Source organism: Flavobacterium sp. Root186 (genome assembly GCF_001428525.1).
Classification (GTDB): Bacteria; Bacteroidota; Bacteroidia; order Flavobacteriales; family Flavobacteriaceae; genus Flavobacterium.
In genome coordinates, this window is record NZ_LMHW01000003.1 from 33,815 (window position 1) to 57,142 (window position 23,328).

At 33.4% G+C, this 23,328-nt stretch carries 20 protein-coding genes; 6 read left to right on the plus strand and 14 right to left on the minus strand.

Going from position 1 to position 23,328, the window contains the following annotated elements; all coding sequences use genetic code 11:
* Positions 1–26 precede the first annotated feature (26 nt).
* From ASD98_RS02940 to ASD98_RS02970, 7 genes are all read right to left on the minus strand, one after another.
* Positions 27–755: a TIGR00730 family Rossman fold protein gene (locus ASD98_RS02940; protein ID WP_056200002.1), complete on the minus strand. Its 729-nt coding sequence runs from the start codon at positions 753–755 to the stop codon at positions 27–29.
* A gap of 194 nt (positions 756–949) precedes the next feature.
* Complete coding sequence (locus ASD98_RS02945; RefSeq protein WP_056200006.1) at positions 950–1,309, minus strand: cupin domain-containing protein; 360 nt, start codon at positions 1,307–1,309, stop codon at positions 950–952.
* 450 nt (positions 1,310–1,759) lie between these two features.
* Positions 1,760–4,591, minus strand: coding sequence for an excinuclease ABC subunit UvrA (uvrA, locus tag ASD98_RS02950; RefSeq protein ID WP_056200008.1), 2,832 nt, complete (start codon positions 4,589–4,591; stop codon positions 1,760–1,762).
* A gap of 88 nt (positions 4,592–4,679) precedes the next feature.
* The gene (locus tag ASD98_RS02955; protein WP_056200010.1) at positions 4,680–5,630 is read right to left on the minus strand and encodes a tetratricopeptide repeat protein; all 951 of its coding nucleotides are present in this window, start codon (positions 5,628–5,630) and stop codon (positions 4,680–4,682) included.
* 100 nt (positions 5,631–5,730) lie between these two features.
* On the minus strand, positions 5,731–7,515 hold the full coding sequence (locus tag ASD98_RS02960; RefSeq protein ID WP_056200014.1) for a chloride channel protein: 1,785 nt from the start codon (positions 7,513–7,515) through the stop codon (positions 5,731–5,733).
* An 84-nt stretch (positions 7,516–7,599) separates the two neighbouring features.
* A complete protein-coding gene (gene ggt, locus ASD98_RS02965) occupies positions 7,600–9,282 on the minus strand; it encodes a gamma-glutamyltransferase (RefSeq protein ID WP_056200017.1) in 1,683 nt (560 codons plus the stop codon).
* Between the two features lie 31 nt (positions 9,283–9,313).
* Positions 9,314–9,898 carry an ACP phosphodiesterase gene (locus ASD98_RS02970; RefSeq protein WP_056200020.1) on the minus strand — a complete coding sequence of 195 codons (585 nt, stop codon included), beginning with the start codon at positions 9,896–9,898 and terminating at the stop codon, positions 9,314–9,316.
* A gap of 289 nt (positions 9,899–10,187) precedes the next feature.
* Here ASD98_RS02970 and glmM point away from each other — a divergent pair, with 289 nt between their 5' ends.
* A complete protein-coding gene (gene glmM, locus ASD98_RS02975; RefSeq protein WP_056200023.1) occupies positions 10,188–11,576 on the plus strand; it encodes a phosphoglucosamine mutase in 1,389 nt (462 codons plus the stop codon).
* 67 nt (positions 11,577–11,643) lie between these two features.
* Here the strand turns inward: glmM and ASD98_RS02980 are convergent, their stop codons facing one another.
* Complete coding sequence (locus tag ASD98_RS02980) at positions 11,644–13,128, minus strand: glycosyl hydrolase (RefSeq protein ID WP_056200026.1); 1,485 nt, start codon at positions 13,126–13,128, stop codon at positions 11,644–11,646.
* 208 nt (positions 13,129–13,336) lie between these two features.
* Positions 13,337–14,212 (minus strand): lysophospholipid acyltransferase family protein, encoded by an 876-nt coding sequence (locus tag ASD98_RS02985; RefSeq protein ID WP_056200029.1) that lies wholly within the window; start codon positions 14,210–14,212, stop codon positions 13,337–13,339.
* Positions 14,213–14,325: 113 nt separating this feature from the next.
* On the opposite strand from ASD98_RS02985, the gene ASD98_RS02990 reads away from it, so the two are divergent.
* The 4 genes from ASD98_RS02990 to ASD98_RS03005 all read left to right on the plus strand — a co-directional run bounded on the left by ASD98_RS02990 (position 14,326) and on the right by ASD98_RS03005 (position 17,225).
* Positions 14,326–14,964 carry a rhomboid family intramembrane serine protease gene (locus tag ASD98_RS02990; RefSeq protein WP_056200033.1) on the plus strand — a complete coding sequence of 213 codons (639 nt, stop codon included), beginning with the start codon at positions 14,326–14,328 and terminating at the stop codon, positions 14,962–14,964.
* Positions 14,965–15,015: 51 nt separating this feature from the next.
* Positions 15,016–15,705, plus strand: a complete 690-nt coding sequence (locus ASD98_RS02995; protein ID WP_056200035.1) for an SIMPL domain-containing protein — start codon at positions 15,016–15,018, stop codon at positions 15,703–15,705.
* A 119-nt stretch (positions 15,706–15,824) separates the two neighbouring features.
* The gene (locus ASD98_RS03000; protein WP_056200038.1) at positions 15,825–16,421 is read left to right on the plus strand and encodes a Crp/Fnr family transcriptional regulator; all 597 of its coding nucleotides are present in this window, start codon (positions 15,825–15,827) and stop codon (positions 16,419–16,421) included.
* A gap of 81 nt (positions 16,422–16,502) precedes the next feature.
* Positions 16,503–17,225, plus strand: a complete 723-nt coding sequence (locus tag ASD98_RS03005) for an SDR family oxidoreductase (RefSeq protein WP_056200041.1) — start codon at positions 16,503–16,505, stop codon at positions 17,223–17,225.
* Positions 17,226–17,307: 82 nt separating this feature from the next.
* Here ASD98_RS03005 and ASD98_RS03010 read toward each other — a convergent pair whose 3' ends face one another.
* The 3 genes from ASD98_RS03010 to ASD98_RS03020 all read right to left on the minus strand — a co-directional run bounded on the left by ASD98_RS03010 (position 17,308) and on the right by ASD98_RS03020 (position 19,349).
* The gene (locus ASD98_RS03010; RefSeq protein ID WP_056200044.1) at positions 17,308–17,595 is read right to left on the minus strand and encodes a hypothetical protein; all 288 of its coding nucleotides are present in this window, start codon (positions 17,593–17,595) and stop codon (positions 17,308–17,310) included.
* 146 nt (positions 17,596–17,741) lie between these two features.
* Positions 17,742–18,392 (minus strand): HD domain-containing protein, encoded by a 651-nt coding sequence (locus ASD98_RS03015; protein WP_056200046.1) that lies wholly within the window; start codon positions 18,390–18,392, stop codon positions 17,742–17,744.
* Positions 18,393–18,491: 99 nt separating this feature from the next.
* The gene (locus ASD98_RS03020; protein ID WP_056200049.1) at positions 18,492–19,349 is read right to left on the minus strand and encodes an AraC family transcriptional regulator; all 858 of its coding nucleotides are present in this window, start codon (positions 19,347–19,349) and stop codon (positions 18,492–18,494) included.
* A gap of 327 nt (positions 19,350–19,676) precedes the next feature.
* On the opposite strand from ASD98_RS03020, the gene ASD98_RS03025 reads away from it, so the two are divergent.
* Positions 19,677–20,591 carry a family 16 glycosylhydrolase gene (locus tag ASD98_RS03025; RefSeq protein WP_056200053.1) on the plus strand — a complete coding sequence of 305 codons (915 nt, stop codon included), beginning with the start codon at positions 19,677–19,679 and terminating at the stop codon, positions 20,589–20,591.
* Positions 20,592–20,694: 103 nt separating this feature from the next.
* On the opposite strand, the gene ASD98_RS03030 is transcribed toward ASD98_RS03025, so the two are convergent.
* Positions 20,695–22,086 (minus strand): endo-1,4-beta-xylanase, encoded by a 1,392-nt coding sequence (locus ASD98_RS03030; RefSeq protein ID WP_056200056.1) that lies wholly within the window; start codon positions 22,084–22,086, stop codon positions 20,695–20,697.
* 133 nt (positions 22,087–22,219) lie between these two features.
* Positions 22,220–23,323: a hypothetical protein gene (locus ASD98_RS03035; protein WP_056200059.1), complete on the minus strand. Its 1,104-nt coding sequence runs from the start codon at positions 23,321–23,323 to the stop codon at positions 22,220–22,222.
* Between the last annotated feature and the right edge of the window lie 5 nt (positions 23,324–23,328).

Consider the following 23,328-nt stretch of genomic DNA (forward strand, 5'->3'; position numbering starts at 1 on the left):
CAAAATTTATTTACCCTGCAAATATTTTAGAAATTCGGACTCAGGTCGTATTTCTTATAGAATTTATCCAAAACGTCAACCACTTCATCTTCAGTATCTACGATTTTGAATAAGTTCAAATCTTCAGGACTTACAGTGTGCATTTTTTCTACTAAAACTGTTTTTACCCAATCCAATAAACCAGACCAAAATTCAACTCCAACCAAAATAATTGGAAATTTACCAATTTTCTTAGTCTGAATTAAAGTGATCGCTTCAAACATTTCGTCAAGCGTTCCAAAACCTCCCGGCATAACCACAAAACCTTGCGAATATTTTACGAACATAACTTTTCTCACAAAGAAATAATCAAAATTCAGGTTTTTATCGTGATCGATATACGGATTAAAATGCTGTTCAAAAGGCAGTTCGATATTTAGACCAACCGAAGTTCCGCCGCCTAAATGTGCACCTTTATTTCCGGCTTCCATAATTCCCGGGCCTCCTCCCGTAATTACACCATAACCGGCTTTACTAATTTTAAAAGCAATTTTTTCAGCCAGTAAATAATATTTGTCATCTGGTTTTGTTCTCGCCGATCCAAAAATAGATACACACGGACCAATACGCCCCATGCTTTCGTAACCGTTTACAAATTCGGACATGATTTTAAAAATCGCCCAGCTGTCATTAGTTCGAATTTCATTCCAGGTTTTTTGTTTTAAACTGTCCTGGATTACTTTATCCTCATCATTATCAAAATCTTCTAATCTCATTTTAGGTATTTTAATTATTTATATTTTATTAAGCTGTTTCTTTTATGTCATCCTGAGCATAGTCGAAGGAAGGAGCTGAATCCTGCTGTCCACTATATCTTTTGTGGCGAACCCCGCCACAAAAGGATGCCGCTCCCATCAGGGCTAGGGCATTTGGTTTCAATAGATGTTTAGTTTATTAGAAGAAGTTTTTATTAATACGTTTGTTCTTCAATTGATTTCGTAATGTTACTTTTAACTTTTCCGGTATGTTCTGTAGTTTTAGATTCTATCAGCATTATTAAACATTCTTCTACCGACGAAACCCTGTGATTTACACCTTTTTTTACAACAAATAAATCACCTTTTTTCATTGTAACAGCAGGTTTGTTTTCAATTTCCATTAAAAGTTCACCATCGACAATATAAAATAATTCATCCTCATTTTCATGATTATGCCATGGAACTTCCTGACCTTTTATTTTGGCCACTTTAATATATTGATCGTTCACTTCGTCAATTATTTTAGGCGAAAAATATTGGTCTACATTACTGAATTTGTCTTTTAGATTCATAGATTTTTATCTTAGTTTTTGCCAAAATGAAAAAGCGTTGACAAAAAGGGCGTACTAAATTAGTGCTTTTTTTAAGAATTGTTATAAAAATGTACATTTATTAATTGAAATGTAACATTTCTTTGTTGGTTCTTTTGCTTGAAGATTAATAATCAATAGATTAAAAAACTAGTGTAAATAGAAATAGTTTTGTTAGAATTGAATTGAGGTATATCATAAAATTCAGTGCATCAAAAATCGTCAACGGATTGAAATCCGTAGTTTGATAAACTCATCGTAAAGAAAGTTCCGTAGGAACGAAATATCAGTAGCAACGGATTTTAATCCGTTGAAAATGTCGATTCGCCCCAATAATAGAGTTCCGAAGGAACGGTACATATTGTAGAAACGGATTTCAATCTGTGATTTTGACACAACGGATTTTAATCCATCTCATTAATGAAGATATTTTTATTCTAACTCTTTTTTCAAAAACTTAGCCGTATAACTTTTTTTATTTTTCGCTACTTCTTCAGGAGATCCTTTAGCTATTAGTTGTCCACCGCCTTTTCCACCTTCAGGACCAATGTCGATAATATAATCTGCAAGTTTAATCACATCCATATTATGTTCGATAACCAGGATTGTGTTTCCTTTATCAACTAATTTATTGATAACATCCATTAAAACTCGGATATCTTCAAAATGTAAACCTGTTGTAGGTTCATCAAGAATGTAGAAAGTATTTCCTGTGTCTTTTTTAGATAATTCTCCGGCCAGTTTGATACGCTGAGCTTCACCACCCGAAAGTGTTGTGCTTTGCTGTCCAAGTGTAATATAACCTAATCCAACATCCTGAATCGTTTTTACTTTTCTGTAAATTTTCGGAATGTTTTCAAAAAACGGAACCGCTTCATCAACCGTCATATCCAAAACATCAGAAATTGATTTTCCTTTGTATCGAATTTCCAGTGTTTCTCTGTTAAAACGCTTCCCTTGACAGGTTTCGCATTCTACATAAACGTCTGGTAAAAAGTTCATTTCAATGGTTCTTACGCCAGAACCTTCACAGGTTTCGCAGCGCCCGCCTTTTACATTAAAACTGAAACGTCCTGCTTTGTAACCGCGAATCATACTTTCGGAAGTCATTGTAAACAAGTTTCTGATTTCAGTAAAAACTTCTGTATAAGTCGCTGGATTTGAACGTGGTGTTCTTCCAATCGGACTTTGGTCAATATCAATTACTTTGTCAATATGTTCTAAACCTTCAATCTTTTTATAAGGCTGTGGTTTTTTTACGCCATTAAAATAATAAGCATTCAAAATAGGGTAGAGCGTCTCGTTTATCAATGTCGATTTTCCACTTCCTGAAACCCCAGTTATGCAAATCATTTGTCCTAAAGGCAATTCAATAGAAACATTTTTTAAGTTATTTCCAGTTGCTCCGCTTAGTTTCAAGAACTTGCCATTTCCTTTGCGGCGTTCTTTCGGAATTTCCAATTTCATTTTACCATTCAAATATTGAGCGGTAATGGTGTTTGATTTTAAAGTTTCAGCAGGAGTACCGATACTGATAATTTCTCCCCCATATTTCCCGGCTTTCGGACCAATATCAATAACATAATCGGCACGTTCGATCATGTCTTTATCGTGTTCAACCACAATAACCGAGTTGCCGATATCACGTAATTGTTCCAAAGAATGAATCAGTTTTTCATTATCTCTTTGGTGTAAACCAATACTTGGCTCATCCAAAATATATAAAACACCAACCAATTGTGAACCAATTTGTGTTGCTAATCGAATACGCTGCGCTTCACCGCCCGAAAGTGATTTTGAACTTCGGCTTAAAGCCAGATAATTCAAACCAACATTCATCAAAAAGTTCAAACGATCTTTAATTTCTTTTACAACTTCGGAAGCAATTAAAAGCTGTTTATCAGTTAAATGACTATTCAAATCCTGAAACCAAGCCGTTAAATCTGAAATATCCATATCACACAATTCCGTGATATTTTTTTCATTTACCCTAAAAAATAAAGCTTCTTTTTTAAGACGCGAACCTTCACAGACAGGACAGTTAATTTCGTCCATGAAATCTTTTGCCCAGCGTTTTATGCTAGTTGTTGCGCTTTCGTCATATTGATTTTTGATGAAGTTTGAGATTCCTTCAAAATCAATTTTATAATCTCGAGTTACGCCAAGATCTTTGGAACTTACTGTAAATTTATCTTTTCCGCCATACAAAATCATTTCCATGGCTTCTTCCGGAATTTTCTCAATTGAGTCTGTAATCTTAAACCCGAATTTTTCTCCAATAGTTTCTAACTGCTTAAAAATCCATGAAGATTTATATTCGCCAAGCGGAGCAAATCCGCCGCTTTTAATAGATAATTTCGGATTCGGAATAATCTTTTTAACATTAATTTCGTGAACCGTTCCCAATCCATTACAATGCGGACAAGCACCTTTTGGTGAATTAAAAGAGAATAAATTCGGTTCTGGATTTTGATACGAAATTCCGGTTGTTGGGCACATTAAGTTTCTACTGAAATAACGAACTTCATTTGTATCCTGATCTAAAATCATTAATACGTTTTCGCCATGATGCATGGCTGTATTAATACTTTCAGCCAATCGTTTTTGATTGTCTTCGGTATTTTCAATCAACATTCTGTCGACTACAATTTCAATATCGTGAGTTTTATAACGATCCAGTTTCATTCCTGCAACTAAATCCTGAACTTCACCATTTACGCGGACTTTCAAAAATCCTTGTTTGGTAATTTGCTGGAATAATTCGGCATAATGTCCTTTTCGGGCTTTAATTACCGGAGCAAGAATATTAATACGTTTACCATTATAATCCTGGATAATCAAATCTTTAATTTGCTCATCAGAATAAGAAACCATTTTTTCGCCGGTGTTGTAACTGTAAGCGTCAGCACCACGAGCGTATAAAAGTCGAAGGAAATCGTATATTTCAGTAATAGTTCCAACAGTTGAGCGCGGGCTTTTACTGGTAGTTTTTTGTTCAATTGCAATAACCGGCGAAAGGCCGTCGATTTTATCAACATCTGGACGTTCTAACCCACCAAGGAATTGTCTCGCATATGCAGAAAAAGTTTCTACGTAACGACGCTGACCTTCAGCATAAATCGTATCAAACGCTAATGATGATTTTCCCGAACCCGAAAGACCTGTTATTACAACCAGTTTTTCACGCGGAATAGAAATATCGATATTTTTTAGATTATGAACTCTTGCGCCAAGAACTTCAATAGTATTGTCTTTATCTAGCATAAATTTGAGCAAAACGCAAAGTTACCACTTTGATTTGTTCTTTTAGTACTAGAGTATAGAAGTTTATGTTAAAAATTGTAACAAATTTCTAGTTCTGGCTAATGTTGTTTGCTTCTAAAATTTCATTAAATTTTTTCTCATTTCCATCTTTCTTCATTTGATCGTAAAGCATCTGAATAATTTTTTCAGCATCAGTTCTATAAGGAGATTTTTGTGCAACGTAAAGGCTATAGGCTTTACACATATTATCTAAACCTTTTTCATAATCTTTAATATACATTGAATACATTTGGCCAATTCCATAAAAAACTTCTGGATTGTTAGGCTCTATTAAAGCTAATTTTTCATAAGTTTTAATTGCCTTTTTATATTCTTTTTTATATGAATAAGCTACAGCTATATTTTGCAGTGGCAATAAACCTTGAGGATCAATTTTTAGAGATTTTTCATAAGCATCAATTGCTTCATCATATTGTTCTAATTTTCGGTAACAAATTCCCATATTGTCATAGGCAAATGCAAAATTAGGATCAATTTTCACAGCCTTTTTGTAATTTTCAATTGCTTCTTTAAAATTATTTTTTTTGCTTTCCTCAATACCTAACTCATAATATTTCATTGCCTCTTTATTATTGGAGACAGAATTTTTGTTCTCCTTATCTGTTGAAGCAACTTTACTTTTTATGGCTTCACAGTTTTCCATAAGATAGCGTTCTAAATCATAATAGATGTCCTGATATTCTTTGGGATTTTTATCTGTATTGATGGGTACTTTTATTTCTTTTTTTTCTTGCGAGTTGTCTGATAAATCAATATTGGATAATTGATCTGTGATTTGATAGGCTACAACCCTATAGTCTATGCAAGAATGTATATTTGCTGTGATTGAATCTTTTATTCTATTGTATGTTGGAATGGAATCTATACATGAACATGCATCATTAGCAAGTTCTTTAATTAGTTGTTTTTTATCTGTTTTTTGCGATTGTACATTCTGAAAAGCTGCAAGCAGCAGAATAAGAATAAAATAGTTTTTCATTTGATTGGTTTATGGTTTAGCTTATAATTTTAGATGTAAATTAAAACTAAATATAGTACATTTTTGTATTGATATCTACTAGGTTTTAATCTTTAAAAAACTATTCTATCGTCATAGAACGCAATTTCATTCGATAAGCCTCAAGTGCAATAGACTTTGAAATCATACCAAAATATTTGTCATTTCGTAAAACGGGAAGAAAGGCAGTTTTAGATCTTTCGAATTTGGTCATTACAATCTCCATGCTGTCATTGGAAGAAATGGTTGCAGGAGGAGTTTTCATTACATCTTTAATTAAAGTATATTTTACGCGGTAAGCATTAAAGATAATTTCTCTAATATCATTAAAATGTACGACACCAACAAGTTCTCTGTCATTATCTACAACTGCAAAAATTACCTGATTAGAGTGTGAAATAAGATCTACTAATTTACTTAAATGTTCTTCTGGAGAAACCGTTAAATAATCGGTTTGGATGATAGTATCGATATCTAAAGTCGATAAGATATTCGAGTCTTTATTGCTGGTAAAAGCATGACCTTTTTTTGCCAGATTTTTTACGTCAAGAGAATATTTTTCAAAACGTTTTGAAATGGCAAAGCTTATTGATGAAACAATCATAAGTGGAATCATTAAACCGTAACCTCCTGTAATTTCTGCAATAAGGAAAATTGCGGTAAGAGGTGCATGAAATAATCCGCTCAAAATTCCGGCCATTCCAACCATAGTAAAATTACTGATTGGTAATTTTGATAAACCAGTTAAGCTGATGAATTTAGAAAAGAAATAACCCAGATAAGATCCTAAAAATAGTGAAGGAGCAAAATTACCTCCGTTTCCACCGCTTCCAATTGTAAGCCCTGAAGCAAATACTTTTATCATCATCGTACATCCTACAAAAAGAAGTAAAACCCAATGATTGTTTCTCCAGCTGGCAAATAAGGTATTGTCTAATAATTGTCCGGGATCACTTTCTGATAGAATTTTGATACTTTCATAACCTTCACCAAACAGCGTTGGGAATATAAAAATAAGAAGCGCCAGAAGCGAAGAACCAATCAGGGCTTTTTTATAAGGACCCATTTTTAGTTCTGAAAAATAGTGCTCAACTTTTTGAAAATTTCGTGCGTAATAAACCGCTATAAATCCGGTTAATAAGCCTAAAACTATATAAAAAGGAATGTTGTGGTAATCAAAAGTTTCTTGTTTTTTAAAAGATAAAAGAATGCTTTCGTCTAATACAATTGCCGAAACCAAAGCCCCGGTCGCTGCCGAAATCATAATAGGTGTAAAGGCAGAAATACTAACATCAACCAAGAGAACCTCTATCGCAAAAAGAACTCCGGCAATAGGCGCATTAAAAGCAGCTGCAATTCCTGCCGCAACTCCGCAGCCAATGAGTAAAGTTCTGTCTTTGTAGGCTAATTTATAATTTTGGGCATAATTTGAACCAAAAGCAGCTCCTGTAATCACAATTGGGCTTTCTAAACCTGCTGAACCTCCTAAACCAACGGTCAAAGAGCTTGTAACAATCTGCGCATACATTTGCTTTTTCGGAATTATACTTGCCTTTTTGGCTACAGCGTATAAAATTTGAGAAGTTCCTTTTTGAATGGTTCCGTTTAAAACTTTTTTTACCACCAAAACAGTCAATAAAATACCAATTATGGGCAGAATACTATTAATGAAACCTAATTTTAAAATTCCGCTAAGATAAGTGGCAAATGAAAAAACGCTATGGGCAAATGTTTTTAAAATGATTACCGCAAATGCACAAGAAATTCCGACCAAAACACTGGATAAAAAAATGAATTGCTTTGGTGTCAAAATAGATTGAGCCAAAGCAATAATGCTTTCTAATCTTCGGAAAAGTTTTTTTATCATTGTGTTTTTAAAAAGTTACGGAGAATACAAATTTAGCTTTAAACATTCGATTTTGTCAAATTTTTCTACTAAAATATTTTTGCTTTAAAATCCCGCAGCTTTGTCATCACCACGAAAATCGGCACCTCCTTCAAGAGTATTGTCCGGCAAAACCAAAATGGCGTCAACTTTGCCAATTACAGGCGTCGTTTTTTCGTTAATCAAATAACCTTTGGCTTTTAAACTTTCGATAGTATTATAATTGAACGTATTTGGTTCAAACGTAATAAGATCCGGAAGCCATTGATGATGAAAACGTGGTGCATTTACAGCCGCCTGCATGCTTAAATTATATTCGTAAACATTCAGGATGGTCTGTAATACTGAAGTAATAATTGTAGACCCGCCCGGAGAACCTACTACCATAAAAAGTTTTCCGTTTTTCTCAACAATTGTTGGCGTCATTGAACTGAGCATTCTTTTTTGAGGTGCAATACTGTTTGCTTCGTTTCCAACCAGCCCGAACATATTTGGCGATCCAGGTTTTGCACTAAAATCGTCCATTTCGTTGTTTAAGAAAAAGCCTAATTCATCACAATAATATTTAGATCCAAAACCGTCATTTATTGTTGTGGTTGCAGAAACAGCATTTCCAAATTGATCAACAATAGAATAATGCGTTGTTTCAGTACTTTCGTTATACGTAATTTTTCCTTCTTTTATTTCTGATGATAATGAAGCTTTTTCAGAGTCAAAATTTGACATTCTTTCTTTTAAATAAGAATCAGATAAAAGACCTTTAATTGGAATTTTTACAAAATCAGGATCCCCTAAAAACTGGCTTCTGTCTGCGTAAGCTCTTCTTTCTGCTTCAACAATAACTTGAATAGACTGCTCTGAATTATGTCCCATTTTTGATAAATAAAATGGAGAAATCATTTTCAAAATCTGCGCCAGACAAATACCGCCGCTGCTTGGAGGAGCCATCGAAGTAATTTTTAAATCTTTATAATCAAACTGCAATGGGTTTCTCCATTTTGCTTCGTAAGATGCTAAATCTTTAAGTGTAATAATACCTCCTTTTTTCTTAAGATAATCCACTAAAACCTGAGCCGTTTTGCCTTTGTAGAATTCGTCTTTACCGCCTTTTAAAATTCGTTTAAGCGTGCTGGCAAGTGCAGGATATTTGATTGTATCGCCTTCTTTAAATTTTCCGGCCATTAAGGTAGTTGGTCCATTTGCCTTCACAATAGCATCATGATAATTTTCAAGTTGTTTTTGCTGTTTTAGAGTTACGACAACGCCTTTTTCGGCAAGTGCAATAACTGGTTTCAGGATTTCTGAAATAGGCAGAGAGCCAAATTTTTTATGAACGGCAAAAACTCCGGCTATGGTTCCGGGAACGCCAATTGCTAAAGGAGTTTCAGTACTTTTTCCGGGAATTACATTTCCGTCTTTATCAAGGAACATATTTTTTGTTGCAGCAAGCGGTGCTTTTTCGCGATAATCCAAACTTCCAACTTCGCCATTTGCTTTTCTGTAAACCATAAATCCTCCGCCGCCAAGATTTCCCGCATACGGATAGGCAACTGCCAGAGCCAGCTCGGTTGCGGCCATGGCATCAAATGCATTTCCGCCTTTTTTCATTATTTCGATACCAATTTTTGATGCTTCTATGCGGGCCGAAACGACCATTGCTTTTGAAGCTGTTAAACCAGTCGGTGCTGCACTATGCTGTGCAAAACTGTAAAGGGATATAAAATAAAATAGAAGTGAAATTTTTTTCATAACAAGAACATATTTTATAAAATGGTTAGGTTTATAAGGAAAGTAATTTTTGTTTGGCTTGTTGTTGAATATCCTCAAAAAAGAGAGTGAATTCCTGTTCAAATTCGGTATAAAATTCTTTTAATTCCTCACTGGCAAACTGCATTTTTGAAACATTTCTTGACCTTCTGTCCATCTGGGTTAAAATTTGATGAATTCCTTCGACAGTTCTATAGCTTAAAAGCCAGTTTCTTTCTATCATGTAAGGCATTAAGCCTTGGGTTTTTTCGGTTAAAACAGCATAATTTTCGTGCAGTGAATTGTAAAAACGATTAATGAAATCTTCTAATTTTTCATCTGAATAATTTGCCCAGTTTTTGGCTAAAAAATGATCGTAAACAATATCTATGATCACTCCGGAATAGTGATGGTATTTTTCGTGAAGACGTCTTGTGCTTTGTCTAAAAATATCGTGTGAGTCTGTATAAGTGTCTATAAAACGGTGTAAAAGAATTCCTTTTTGAACATCTTGCGGAAAATGTTCAAATTGTTTTCCGCGAATGCCATCGGCCATAAAATTGCCAATTTTAATTAAATCATTTTCACCGGAAAGATATATATGGGCTAAGAAATTCATTTTTTTTAAAGTTGCTAAGGTTCTGAGTTACTCAGTCACTAAGTTATTTTAGTAAATGTATAAAAACTTTTTTAAATCATTTTGCTATAAAATAAGCAGCATTTTACTTAAATATTTATGGTATTAAAAAAGCTTAGTATCTTAACATCTGAGAACCTCGGTATTTATTGTAAAATAATCAGACATTGTACCTGAAAAATTACGATATAAAAAAAATCTTAGCCTCTTAGCGACTCAGAACATTAGTAACTTTTCTATATTTGTAATAAAATAACCATAACTCACAAAGATGACTTTAATAAAATCGATTTCAGGAATACGAGGAACAATCGGTGGAAAAGTGGGAGATAACCTGACTCCTGTTGACGCTGTAAAATTTGCATCGGCATACGGAACTTTTCTTAAAAACAATACTTCAAAAGAAAAACTAACAGTTGTAATTGGCCGCGATGCAAGAATTTCCGGGCCAATGATTCATAATCTTGTTGTAAATACTTTAATAGGTTTAGGAATTAATGTAATTGATCTTGGACTTTCGACAACTCCTACGGTTGAAGTTGCAGTTCCTCTTGAAAAAGCAGATGGAGGAATTATTTTAACGGCATCTCATAATCCAAAACAATGGAATGCTTTAAAATTATTAAATGAAAAAGGAGAATTTTTAAGCGGAGATGATGGTGCTAAAATTCTTGAAATTGCCGAAGCTGAAGCTTTTGATTTTTCTGATGTTGATAATCTTGGAGAAATTACGCTTAATGATGCCTATATGGATATTCATATTGACGAAGTTCTGAATTTGCCTTTAGTAGATGTTCAGGCGGTAAAAGATGCTAAGTTTAAGGTTGTTGTTGATGGTGTGAATTCTTCTGGCGGAATTATAATTCCGAATTTATTAGAACAAATGGGCGTTGAAGTTGTAAAATTATACTGCGAACCAAACGGACATTTTCCTCATAATCCAGAACCTTTAAAAGAACATTTAACTGATATTTCTGAATTGGTTGTAAAAGAAAAAGCGCATTTAGGAATTGTTGTTGATCCAGATGTTGATCGTTTGGCCTTTATTAGTGAAGATGGTGAAATGTTTGGTGAAGAATATACATTAGTTGCCTGCGCTGATTATGTTTTGAGTAAAACTCCTGGAAATACGGTTTCGAATATGTCTTCGTCTCGTGCATTGCGTGATGTAACAAACGGACATAACGGAAAGTATGAAGCTAGTGCAGTTGGTGAGGTAAATGTTGTTGAATTAATGAAAATAAATAATGCAGTTATTGGTGGTGAAGGTAACGGTGGAATTATTTATCCTGAATTGCATTACGGACGTGACAGCTTGGTAGGAGTTGCTTTATTTTTAACGCATTTAGCGAACAAAAAAATAGCAGTTTCGGCCTTGAGAGCTTCTTATCCGGAATATTACATGAGTAAAAACAAAATCGAATTAACTCCTCAAATTGATGTTGATGCGATTTTAACGGCTATGACAGAGAAATACAAAAACGAAGATATTTCGACAATTGATGGTGTGAAAATTGATTTTGCCAATGAATGGGTTCATTTAAGAAAATCGAACACAGAGCCAATTATTCGAATTTATACAGAAGCGCCTTCACAAAAAGAAGCAGATACTTTAGCACTTCGTATTATTGATGAAATAAAAGAGATTGCAGGAATATAATTTTTGCAAAGCCAAATAAAAAAGCGCCTTTCAAATTTATGGAAGGCGCTTTTTGTATAGTTAAAAATTAGTTTTTTATAATTTTCATTGATTTTTTAATCGAACCATACGAAACATTTACAATATAAATTCCACTTGCTAATTTATCGCCAATCTTAATATCTTCATTTGTTGAGTAATCATTAGAAGAGAAGCAGATACTTCCTTTCATATCCACTATTTTTAGAGATACAGGTTCTGTTGTAAATGATTTTATATGAAGCGTAGACTCGACTTTAATTGGATTTGGATAAATAGTAAAAGAATCATTATCTGTTTTAGGATCATTTACTCCTAAGTTCCCTGAAGCTACATCAATATAATTAAAATTCATATCGTTTGATTTGAATTTAATTTTTAAATAAACTTCACCTTTTGGTAGCGTAACTCCGTTTACAACTTTGTCTGCATAAGTCTGATATCCACCAGTTACAGGAAAAGTTTCATCTGTTTTTACTACAACATCATTAACCAGAATATCAAATTTCCCCGGAATAGTTGGTGATGCAACTCTAAACGTTAAATTATAAGTTCCTGCATTGGCAACATTAAGCATAAATTCGTTCCAGTCACCGCTGTCTATAAAGCATACATTTTGTCCCGTTCCAGAATCTGTAGTGTTTTGAAGTCCGGTTCCTTTTCTTCTGTAATGTTGATTAGCTGTAATTCTTCCAGGAACATTTAATTTTTTTGCTGTGTAGCTAACATTAATATATTCTGTTCCAATTGGTTTTAACACACCACTTGTCGGGCTTAATAATTGCCCTTCCTGCATATCTGTCCATTCCGCAGGAACACGGCCTGTAAACCATGAATATCTGTAAATGTCGGGATCGTTTTCAAAACTGTTCAGGATTTGTTTCATAAAAGCAATTTTATCTGCTTCAGACTGAATTACGCGGTTTGCAAATTCAGTGACCCAAACTGGGCGGTTGTACTTTTTTAGAAGTCCGGTTACGCCAATAACGGCGCCAGAAGAACTGTCATAAGTATGAAAGGCAATATAATCGACTTTACAAGTAGGGCACAAAAGAAAAAATTGATCATGCCATGCGGTAGGACTGCTGTAACCGCCATAATTATCAGGACCATTAAAGGCTGGAGATGCGCTTACGATTTCTAAGTTTTTTGCAGCTGCAACTTTTTCTACGTTTACCCAGGCATTAACGGCTTCCTGCGGAGTCAATCTTGCACCGTCATTAAAGTTAGGCTCATTAAAGGCTAATAAATATTTAGCACCGGGTTTAATACGATTTATAAAAGCCTGTAAATCGGCATCGCTTAATTTTCCCCAAACCATTGGAACATATTCAACTCCAAGAGTTGCGTAATTCGCATTAACGTCATTTTCAGGAAGTGATCCCCAATTGTACCACCAGGAAATTCCGGGTTTAAGTGCTAATAAATCAGCCGTTGAATTATTTCCATACGCAATTCCGCGTTTCGGACTTTGTGCAAATGCTGTAATTGAAACGGTTATTAGCGAAAATGTAAAAAGTAACTTTTTAATCATGATTAAAATTTTGGTAAGGTTTTTTTATTCGATTTAGTTAACTCCAAATTTATGTGGTTTGTATAGTTTTTAAGTCAAAAAAAAATATTACAAAAACCCATCAAGATATATTTTAAAGTCTTTAAAAGCTCATGATGAAAATTTGCAGGTTTCAGTAAAAAAGAAAATCCAAAAAGCGGTCATTACTTTTTGGATTTTCTTTTGTATATTATTTGTTCACGCGATGTTTCCATCTTTTATGCGTCCATAGATAAAATTCCGGAGCTTCAAGAATTTGTTTTTCTACTTCTTTTAGGTATTTCTCTGTAATATCAAAATTTTTATAATCATGCGGATTATCAGCAATAGATAAAAAAGTAGCTTCATAATGACCTCTTGAAACCTTTTTAACTTTTACCATTATTACGCTTAAGTCATATTTTTTTGCAAGCATTTCGGCTCCTGTATGCACGGGAACTTCAATTCCCATAAATTCCATCGAATGAAAAATTCTGTCCAGTTTAGGCGATTGATCACTTGCAAGTCCGTACATGCTTAGTTTTCCGTCACGCTGATTTTGGGCCATTGTTGGAATCGCTTTTCTGGTTTCAACTAATTCAGTATCATATTTTGAACGGATTTTTCTAATTAATTTGTCAAAATAAGGATTGGCAATTTTTTTATAAACCGCAATTCCCTGAAAACCAATTTTACGGTTTATTGTTAAAAGCCATTCATAACTTGCATAATGTGAAGCGACAAGAATTACACTTTTACCCTGTTTTGCATAATCCTGAACTAATTCGATATTAGTTACTTGGAATCGTTTTTCCATTTCTTCAGGTGTAATGCTTATTGTTTTTACCATCTCTAAAAACATATCACACATATGGTGATAGAATTTTTTCTCAATGACTTTTCTTTCAGCCTTGCTTAAATGAGGAAAAGTAAGTGCCAGATTTTCGCGTACTACACTTTTACGATATCTAATAATTCTGTAAACGAGAAAGTATACGAAATCTGAAAATAAATAAAATAAGCGGAATGGGAGTATAGAGATTAGCCAAAGTAAAGGGAAGGCTATTATATAAACAATAAATTGCATCTAAAATTTTTTTCTACAAATATAATGTAAAAATGAATAAGCTCGATATTTTGGATTCTCATCAACTTATGTTTGATATTGTTTATCTTTACCCTTCACATTAAATATTATTTATGAATATCATTTTAATTGGAATTATAGTGGCCAATGTACTGATTAGTTATAAAGGTTTTAACGATCTTTATTTTTTTAGAAAATACGAATTTCATATTGGGAGCATACGTGCCGGAGAGCAAATCAGAATGCTTTCGTCTGGTTTTTTGCATGCTGATTTTATGCATTTGGCTTTTAATATGCTGACACTTTGGTTTTTTGCACCAGTAGTTATTAATGGACTTGGAAATTTTTCTTTTGCTTTAGTATATTTTGGAAGTCTGATTTTCGGAAGTCTTCTTACTATGATATTTCACAAAAACGATTATAGTTATCGTGCTGTTGGAGCTTCAGGAGCTGTAACTGGAGTTTTATATTCAGCAATTTTATTAGAACCAAATAATGAGTTGTGGATATATGGACTTTTACCCATTCAAGGTTATATTTTCGGAATTCTTTATTTATTGTATTCTATTTATGGAATGAAAGCTAAAAATGATAATATTGGACATACAGCGCACTTTGGAGGTGCAATTGGCGGATACTTAATTACTTTGATAAAAGAACCTTCATTAGTTTACGATCAAACCTTTATTGTTGTTTTACTTTTAGTCCCAATTTTGATTCTTTTTGGAATGGCTAAATTGGGAAAATTATAATGCTGGCATAACTTTTGAATGCCTTTATCAATAACTTAAAATATCACAAAAATGAGAAAACTAGTATTATTTTTAACAATCATGTTTATGACTATGTCTTACGGCCAAGAAACCAAACAAATTCCTCAAATTAATGTAAATGGAGAAGGAAAAGTAAAAGTAGCACCTGATCAGGTTTGTATTTCAGCTACGGTTGAAACAAAAGGGAATAATGCTAAAGATGTCAAAAAGCAAAATGACGAAAAAATGGATGCGGTTTTAAAATTCATTAAAAAAATGAATCTTCCAACAGCAGATTTCAAAACAAAACAAGTTGCACTTAATCCGCAATACGATTACGAAAAAAAGAAAACAAGTTACAATGCAACACAAACTGTAGAAATCGTTTTAAAAGATTTATCTAAATATGATGAATTGATGGAAGGTTTAGTGCAGCAAGGAATTAATCGTATTGACAGAGTTTCTTTTGAATCTTCTAAATTAACATCATTACAATCAGAAGCCAGAAAATTAGCGATGAAAGATGCTAAAGCAAAAGCAGAAGATTATGTTTCGGTTTTAGGTCAAAAAGTAGGTAAAGCTTATGTTATTTCAGATAACTCACAAATTTATCATCCACAGCCAATGTATGCAGCTATGAAATCAATGGAAGCTGATAATGCAGGAGCTTCAAACGAAACATTAGCAATTGGAGAAATCGAAATTACTGCAAATGTTAGTGTGAGCTTTATTCTGGACTAAATAATAAAATTCCAATAGTATTAAAATCCAAATTCCAATCTTAAAATTGGGATTTGGATTTTTTTTTGACCAATGATGATTAATATTTCTAACTTTGATAAAGTAAAAACATATTGAAAATGCTAAAAGAAGATTGTAATAATATGCTGGAACAGTTCTGTAGCCATTTAGATTTTTTTCATAAAATTACTTTAGAAGATAGAAATAGTATTGGACAATATTTAGAATATAGAAGCGTAAAAGAAGGAGAGGTCTTAATTGAAGAAAATAAAATAGCAAACGAAATCTTTTTTGTCTGCAATGGCGTATTGAAAATTATGAATGTTAATGAAAAAGGAAATGAAGTTATCCATTTCTTCTTCAGCGAAAATCATTTTTGTACTGTTTTAAAAAGTTTTACCGAAAATATAGTATCTCAAGACATTGTTCAGGCTGCTTGTGACTCAGAAATAATTGTTCTTAAAAAAAATAAATTAGATTCTTTGATTAAGGATTTGCCCTATTTCAAAACAATGCTGGATACTATTTTTCAGCAAGCTTTGCTTAATAAAGTAGAACTGCGTAATTTTTATCTTGGTACGGATGCAACATCACGTTATCAAAAGTTTATAGAACGACAACCCAATATTGCATCCAGAGTGTCACAAACTGATATTGCCTCTTATCTTGGCATCGCCAAACAATCCTTAAGCAGAATTAAAAAAAATGCTTTCTAATTTCTTTTTTAACATTTGTTAAATCCATTCCATAAGTGACTTTCTACTTTTGTTCAGTTAATAATAGTAAACAAGGAAGAAATGGAAAATCTAAAAGGCAAAAAAGTAGTTATAATAGGGGGAAGTGCCGGAATTGGTTTGGCTACAGCAAAATCAATTGTACAAAAAGGAGCAAATGTAATTATTGCTTCAAGTAATCAACAACGTATACACAAAGCTTTACAGGAAATTGGAGATCAGGCAAATGGTTTTGTTATTGATGTGACTGATGAATTTCAAGTCAAAAGTTTTTTTGAAAAAATTGGCCCGTTTGATCATTTGATTTTTACTGCGGGCGAAAATATTATGCTTTCAAATGTTGAAGATACTGCTTTGGAAACAGCGAAAAATTATTTTAATATTCGTTATTGGGGTGCTTTTACAGCCGTAAAATATGCAGCGCCATTTATCAATTCTACAGGTTCAATTGTACTAACGAGCGGTATTGCAAGCAACAGACCTAATAAAGGATGGGCATTGGGTGCCAGTATCTGCGCAGCTATGGAAGGATTTACAAGAGCATTAGCGATGGAATTAGCACCAATAAGAGTGAATATTGTTTCGCCTGGAGTTGTAAAAACAGAGCTTTGGGGCGGTATGTCTGAAAATGAAAGAAATGAAATGTATGCTAATATTGGAAACGCATTGCCTGTAAAAAGAGTAGGTGAGACCGAAGATATTGCTAAAACATTTGTGTATTTATTGGAGCAGGAATATAGCACAGGACAGACTTTAATTATTGATGGAGGTACTTCATTGGTATAATTTCAATCATAATTAATTTATAAGATAAAGGAGCCAAAGAATATTTTCATCGGCTCCTTTACCAATATTTGTCCATCCACGTTCAGCTTTTCATTAAAAAAGTTTCAGGCGCAGCATCATCTTCATTGTTTTCAGGTTGCTCGTCTTCCAATTCTTCCCAGTCATTTTCGTCGTATTCAGATTCCATATCATCGTCGAGGAATTCATCTTCAAGATCATCCAATTCAAGATTGAAATGTTTATGAGATGTTAAGGTGTTGGAAAGATTTCCTTGTAAGTAATCATCATAATTCAAAAGCAGCTGTTCTTCGTAAGAAGTCATATCACCTGTAGATTCTTCAGGAATATAATAGTAATCGTCAAAAATCATAATTGATAGGTTTAAATTTATAGCTTAAGATTTATCTAACTTTTCAATTAGAATAACTTAAAATTAATTTTTTTACTGCTATCTATTTTATACAATTTTGAAAATGGGTTATTAAATTTTCATCTTTTTATTTGTAAATTAATTGATTACTCTTTCCAAGGAGAATGTAAAATACAATCGCAAAAATTCTTGCGATGAAAATTCGGAATCATGTAAGCACAGACATCCGCTTTTATGTTTCCAAAGGTAGTTTCTGTTTTGTGTTCAAATCCGCTGAAAAAAGTGGGAATAATTTTTTTCTTGAAATCATTACGAGGAAAAGCTTCCAGAATTGAAATTCTGTTTTCATCACTTAAATATTCATATCCTTCTCCCATAACATCCAAACCCACTCCGGAATACATAAGGGCGACTTCTGGTTCTTTATGTTCAGCAATACCAATTGTGGTATGCAGTGCGATAGTATCCCAAACTAATTGCAGCGATTCTTTGGGTAAATTATGACTTTTCAGGAAATCTCTGGCTGCATTGGCACCGTCTACTTCAAAACGAAGATCGGTACTGCTGTACTGTGTTGTTAAACCCAAATCGTGAAAAATGGAAGCTACATACAATAATTCCTCATCATATTTAAGCTGTTTTCTTTTTCCGTTTAAAGAAGAAAATAAAAATACACGAAGCGAATGATTGTAGATAAATTCTGTGCCGTGTTCTAATAAAAGTTCTGTAGCCTGCTGCGCAATAGAACTGTCCGGAATAATTATTCCTGCAACTGTTTTTAGTTTGTTTACTGACATGATAATTTGTTTTTTTCAAAGGTATCGTGAGAAACTTGTTTGAGGAATGTCAAATTACGTCAAGCGCATGTCAAAAGCTACAGGAGTATTGTTGAGGAGTTAATTTCCAATATTTAAAAAAAGTAACCTGTATTCATGAGGGGAGACCTGAGCATTCTTTTTAAAGAAATGACTGAATTGCTCCGCAGTAGTAAAATTGAGTTGAAAAGCAATTTCTTTTACGGGGTTAGAAGTAAATTGCAATGCTCTTTTTGCTTCTGCAATAATTTGCCCGTTTATTAATTCTTTTGCACCTCTGTTGCTGCAGCGTTTGCATAAATCAGTTAGTTTACGCGCCGAAATTCCTAAAAGCCCGGCATAGTCTGCAACTTCTCTGGAAGTTTTATAGTTTTTGCTGATTAATTCTAAAAACTGTGTATAGATTTGATTTTCGTAGCTGTCAAATCCTTTTGAGAGTGAGTGATTTACATTTGCAATCTTAATCATTATAATTTTTAGATAAGCAGCCAGTGCATCTAATTGATTGATGTATTCCTCCTTTTGATATTCATAACACAAAGACTTAAAAATAGAAATAAGTTCGATGTTATCTTGTTGATTTAGTGGAATAGTTTGATTGGCAGAAGCATTATTAAACAAAACAGCTTTACAGTTGTTGGCACTAGAAGGTGTTCTTTCCCAAAAACAATCGCCAAAACTAAGTTCGTAACCTGTAAATTTTGTTTCGGTATTAAAACTTATAAATTGTCCTTTTGCTGCTAAAAATAATTGTGAAGATGAAATTTGAAAAATCTGGTCGTCTATAATTATTTCCCCAATACCTGATTCAATCAGTAAAATTCTGTTATAAAGAAGTCTGTACGTTGATTTCTGTGTATATTTCTTGTCTTCAAGAAAAAGTATAGAGAATGAATTTTTAATCTCTTCTTCTACAACCAAATTTGATATTGAAAGCATATTTTTGACATAATTGTTTAGAAAAGTGAAACAAATGTAGTTAGAAAATTTTTGAACAAAGGCATTTAAAGATTTGAATTGTAGATTTGATGTTAAGTATCCTAATATTATAACTTAAACTACTGTGTGAAGCTTATACAAGGTAGTTTTGAAGTTTGCGGCATTAAAATACAACATCTATGCTATTAACTGCTTCAAACTTTCTATTCAGTTTTTTCGTATAAACTTACTTTTATCACTAATACTTTTGCTGTTGATTTTGAAATTAAAAGAAATCAAAAGGCAGCAATGTATTAGGATTAATTACTAACGTCTAAACCACAAATTATGAAAAAATTAAGTAGCATTACATTATTGCTGACATGCGTTTTAGGATTTTCTTCTTGCGCTGAAAATTCTGTAACAGAAAAAAATCCGGCTGAAATGAGTACAAATGGGAGTACTAAAAAAGTCGCTGGATCGCCCTGGGTAAAACAATTTGAAGATACATTCGATGTAGGCTCCACTCTCTCACAATGGACAAAAGAACAACGAGCAGATTACAATTCCTGGTATTGTGACTATGCTAGTTCAGTTCCTACCACACAATGGCGAGACGGAAAACAATGCTTAGAAATCAAGACTACAAAATTAAGCACGTACAAATACCAATCTGGTTTCATTACTTCTAATTACCAATACAAACCAGAAAATAACACAGAGTATATGCTTTCGGCTAATATTAAATTAATAGCGATGGATGGCGGGACTTATAAGTCTTTTAAAGATACTTATGGTGCGTGGCCGGCTTTTTGGTCTGTACAAGGAAATGCCTGGCCGACAAAAGGGGAGATCGATATCATGGAAGGTTATTCGTTTGCGCCCAATGCAAGTCGTTTTACTTCGAATATTTTTTACGGAACTTCTGTTGGAAACAACTTATTAGGAAATTCAGCCGAAAGAAATTATCCGGCTAATTTTAATGTAGACGGAAATAACGGATGGCATTTATATGAATCTTTTTGGAAAATGCAAAACAACGTAGTTACCGTAACCATTAAGGTTGATAATGTAACAGTTGCAACTTATACAAATAGCAGTGTATCGAATCTTAATTTTAATAATTTCGGAGCACATTCGATTATTTTTAATGTGAATGTAGGTTCAAAAGATTCGAATTTTATAGATCCTAATAAACTAAACTTATTTACTACTGTAATGATGTGGGTAGATGATGTTACGGTTTACAAAAGACCAATCTAATAGAATAGCTAAACAAACACAGTTTATTGAATAAAAAAGCCTGCGAAATATATGTTTCGCAGGCTTTTACTTTTTATTTCATTTTTAATAAGTAATCTCAAATTTAGTCTAAACCTTCAAGAAATCCGGTATGTGAACTTTTGATTGCAAAATTAGAATCGTACAATAAAGGCCAGTCATTTCCTGGATGATTCAGTTCTGCGTTAAATGGAATCCATGATTCATTATCTTTCATTCCCCAAATGGTTAAGGCATATTTATTTGCTGCTGGAAGCCCATTATAAATTTTCACCATTTCTTTGTATTTCTCTTTTTGGGCTAATCTTCTTTCGTTTGTAAAAGTAGAGATGTCATTAGACTGGTTTACTTGTATATCCAATTCAGAAACATGAATTTTCAATCCTTTTGATACTGCTCTGTTAAGATCCGTTTCTATTTGAGTTTTTGTCGGGCTTAAATATATGTTGTGCATTTGGAAACCAAGACCATCAACCACAGTATTTGCTTTTAAATCATCTACAATACTAAAAACTTTATCTTGTTTTGCAATATTAGTTGAGGTGGCATAATCATTGTAAAATAATAATAAAGACGTGTCGCCTGCAGCAGTCGCAGCAGCTCTTGCCCATTGAAAGCAGTCTTTTACATAATTAGGTCCCATTCGCTGCAAGAAAATAGTATTTCTCATAGTACCGCCATTGTCATCTACAGCTTCGTTAACCACATCCCATGATTTTACTTTTCCTGCATAATGCGTAACAACATCCGTAATGTATTTTTTTACTTCAGCTGCAAATTCGGCATCTGTACCAGAAAAATCTTTTAGCCATTGCGGTACCGAATTATGCCAAACTAAAGCATGTCCGTGAACATTGATATTATTGGCATTTCCGTAAGCCACGATTTTATCAGCTACAGTCCAGTTGTAAACACCGCTTGAAGTCGAAATTTGATCCATTTTCATTTCGTATTCGGCAGAAATACTGCTAAATTCATTTTTCAAAATGATATCATAAGGGCTTCCATTGGTTAATTGAGAAGCTTTTATAGCCATACCTACAAAAAACGGATTGGATAATTTATTTGCTTTTACCTTTAAAAAAGTAGGATCTTCAGGAATTCCGCTTGAACCAGTCGTTACAACACTAATTACATTTGAATAACCTGAAATTTCTGTTTCATTTTTAGCTCTTATTCGGTAATAATATTGAGTTCCTCCGGTTAAACCTGTTACAACTTCGTTTAAATCAGTAACTTCTTTTGCATTGTAATTTGGGACAAAACTCGCAAAATTTTCGGTGGTTGAAACATCCAAAAGATAGCTTTTTGAATTGGAAACATAATTCCATTTTGCTTTAAAACCATTATCATTTACATCTTTTGGAGCGTTTGCAACTGGTGTTTCTAAAGTTTCAACAACTTCATTGTCGTCTTTTGAGCAGGCATTTAAAAAGAAGACGACGCTGGTCAGCATTAATAAAAATTTAATTTTCATACTGTTTTTTATTATAGAATATTCTTTTAGGGAGAATGTCCTTATTTATAGTTATTTATTTGGTTTACTTTTTATAAAGAGGGTGCTTTTGATCGCTGCCTCTTCTTTAAAGTTTAAATACAAAACCAATCAATTATTGGTAACGAATTTTAATATTATCAAATTTAATAGCACTTGGATTAGGCGAATCTCCCTGAGCGACTCCTACCTTAATTTCATTAATTTTAGAAACATTTAGTGCAGCAGCAGTGTTTGAACCGAAACCGTAATTATCTTTAAAATCAGCAATTGATATGGTTTTGGTAGCCCAGTTTACATCGGTGATTTTAAAATTATAACCATAGTTTACACCGTCGATAGTATTTAGCTGAATAGCAAACTGAGCACCGACAACATTTGCACTTACATCAATATCGATAAAAGTTTTTGTCGCATCTGTATTTGATGAACTTAGGAAACCAGCTCCGCCGCCGGCACTGCTTCCGTTATAACCATTTGCAGTTGAACCGCCCCAAACTAATGTGGTGTAATTTCCTGTTGGCCCGTCGGGAGTACTAGCATTAAAACTCTCTATATCTCCATAAGAAGTCCACTCGGTTCTTACACCATTTCCGTCAAAATCAGACACCAAAACGATTGTAGCAAAATTTATTGTTTGTTTGGCGGCACCTCCCGGTGTAGTAATCACCAGTTCAGATCCTGAAACTGCATTTGCAGGTAAACCGATAATAACAGAAGTAGATGATTTTACCGTATAACTCAGCTCTTTTCCTCCTAAGGTTATCGATGAAATATTATAAAACCATGTGCCTTCAATTTCTAACGGAAATCCCGGAGTTGCTACAGCTGGAATTGTTTTTGTAATGGTTGGAACAGGCTGTAAAATTTCAATGTTTTTGGTCAGCGAACCAGATCCGGTTACAAATGTAATAGGCTGTACTCCAAATCTGCTTCCTAGTTTTTCATCAAAAGGAATAGTGAAAATAAACGATTTATCTGAATTGTAGTTTGGATTGAAACTGATGTCAATTTTGTTGTCCAGCGTAATCTTTTTTAATCCTTCTAAACCTTTTCCTTCTACTCTGACTTTATTTAATGGAAAAGCCTGATTAAGTAAATCTCCCGGTTCTGCAACCATTGCATCTACGTTTGCAGTAACCGAATCGTCGTTATCGCAAGCTGTAAAAGCAGTCAATGCGAAAAGAATTAGAATTGTATATTTTATTTTATTGATCATAATAA

Bases quoted from the DNA above. Each gene is read 5' to 3' on its own strand.
- glmM (WP_056200023.1), top strand. From the start codon at position 10,188: ATGACTTTAATAAAATCGATTTCAGGAATACGAGGAACAATCGGTGGA.
- ASD98_RS03030 (WP_056200056.1), bottom strand. From the start codon at position 22,086: ATGAAAATTAAATTTTTATTAATGCTGACCAGCGTCGTCTTCTTTTTA.
- ASD98_RS02955 (WP_056200010.1), bottom strand. From the start codon at position 5,630: ATGAAAAACTATTTTATTCTTATTCTGCTGCTTGCAGCTTTTCAGAAT.
- ASD98_RS03025 (WP_056200053.1), top strand. From the start codon at position 19,677: ATGAAAAAATTAAGTAGCATTACATTATTGCTGACATGCGTTTTAGGA.
- ASD98_RS03015 (WP_056200046.1), bottom strand. From the start codon at position 18,392: ATGTCAGTAAACAAACTAAAAACAGTTGCAGGAATAATTATTCCGGAC.
- ASD98_RS02945 (WP_056200006.1), bottom strand. From the start codon at position 1,309: ATGAATCTAAAAGACAAATTCAGTAATGTAGACCAATATTTTTCGCCT.
- ASD98_RS03005 (WP_056200041.1), top strand. From the start codon at position 16,503: ATGGAAAATCTAAAAGGCAAAAAAGTAGTTATAATAGGGGGAAGTGCC.
- ASD98_RS03010 (WP_056200044.1), bottom strand. From the start codon at position 17,595: ATGATTTTTGACGATTACTATTATATTCCTGAAGAATCTACAGGTGAT.
- ASD98_RS02970 (WP_056200020.1), bottom strand. From the start codon at position 9,898: ATGAATTTCTTAGCCCATATATATCTTTCCGGTGAAAATGATTTAATT.
- ASD98_RS03035 (WP_056200059.1), bottom strand. From the start codon at position 23,323: ATGATCAATAAAATAAAATATACAATTCTAATTCTTTTCGCATTGACT.
- ASD98_RS02940 (WP_056200002.1), bottom strand. From the start codon at position 755: ATGAGATTAGAAGATTTTGATAATGATGAGGATAAAGTAATCCAGGAC.
- ASD98_RS02990 (WP_056200033.1), top strand. From the start codon at position 14,326: ATGAATATCATTTTAATTGGAATTATAGTGGCCAATGTACTGATTAGT.
- uvrA (WP_056200008.1), bottom strand. From the start codon at position 4,591: ATGCTAGATAAAGACAATACTATTGAAGTTCTTGGCGCAAGAGTTCAT.
- ggt (WP_056200017.1), bottom strand. From the start codon at position 9,282: ATGAAAAAAATTTCACTTCTATTTTATTTTATATCCCTTTACAGTTTT.
- ASD98_RS02995 (WP_056200035.1), top strand. From the start codon at position 15,016: ATGAGAAAACTAGTATTATTTTTAACAATCATGTTTATGACTATGTCT.
- ASD98_RS02980 (WP_056200026.1), bottom strand. From the start codon at position 13,128: ATGATTAAAAAGTTACTTTTTACATTTTCGCTAATAACCGTTTCAATT.
- ASD98_RS02985 (WP_056200029.1), bottom strand. From the start codon at position 14,212: ATGCAATTTATTGTTTATATAATAGCCTTCCCTTTACTTTGGCTAATC.
- ASD98_RS02960 (WP_056200014.1), bottom strand. From the start codon at position 7,515: ATGATAAAAAAACTTTTCCGAAGATTAGAAAGCATTATTGCTTTGGCT.
- ASD98_RS03020 (WP_056200049.1), bottom strand. From the start codon at position 19,349: ATGCTTTCAATATCAAATTTGGTTGTAGAAGAAGAGATTAAAAATTCA.
- ASD98_RS03000 (WP_056200038.1), top strand. From the start codon at position 15,825: ATGCTAAAAGAAGATTGTAATAATATGCTGGAACAGTTCTGTAGCCAT.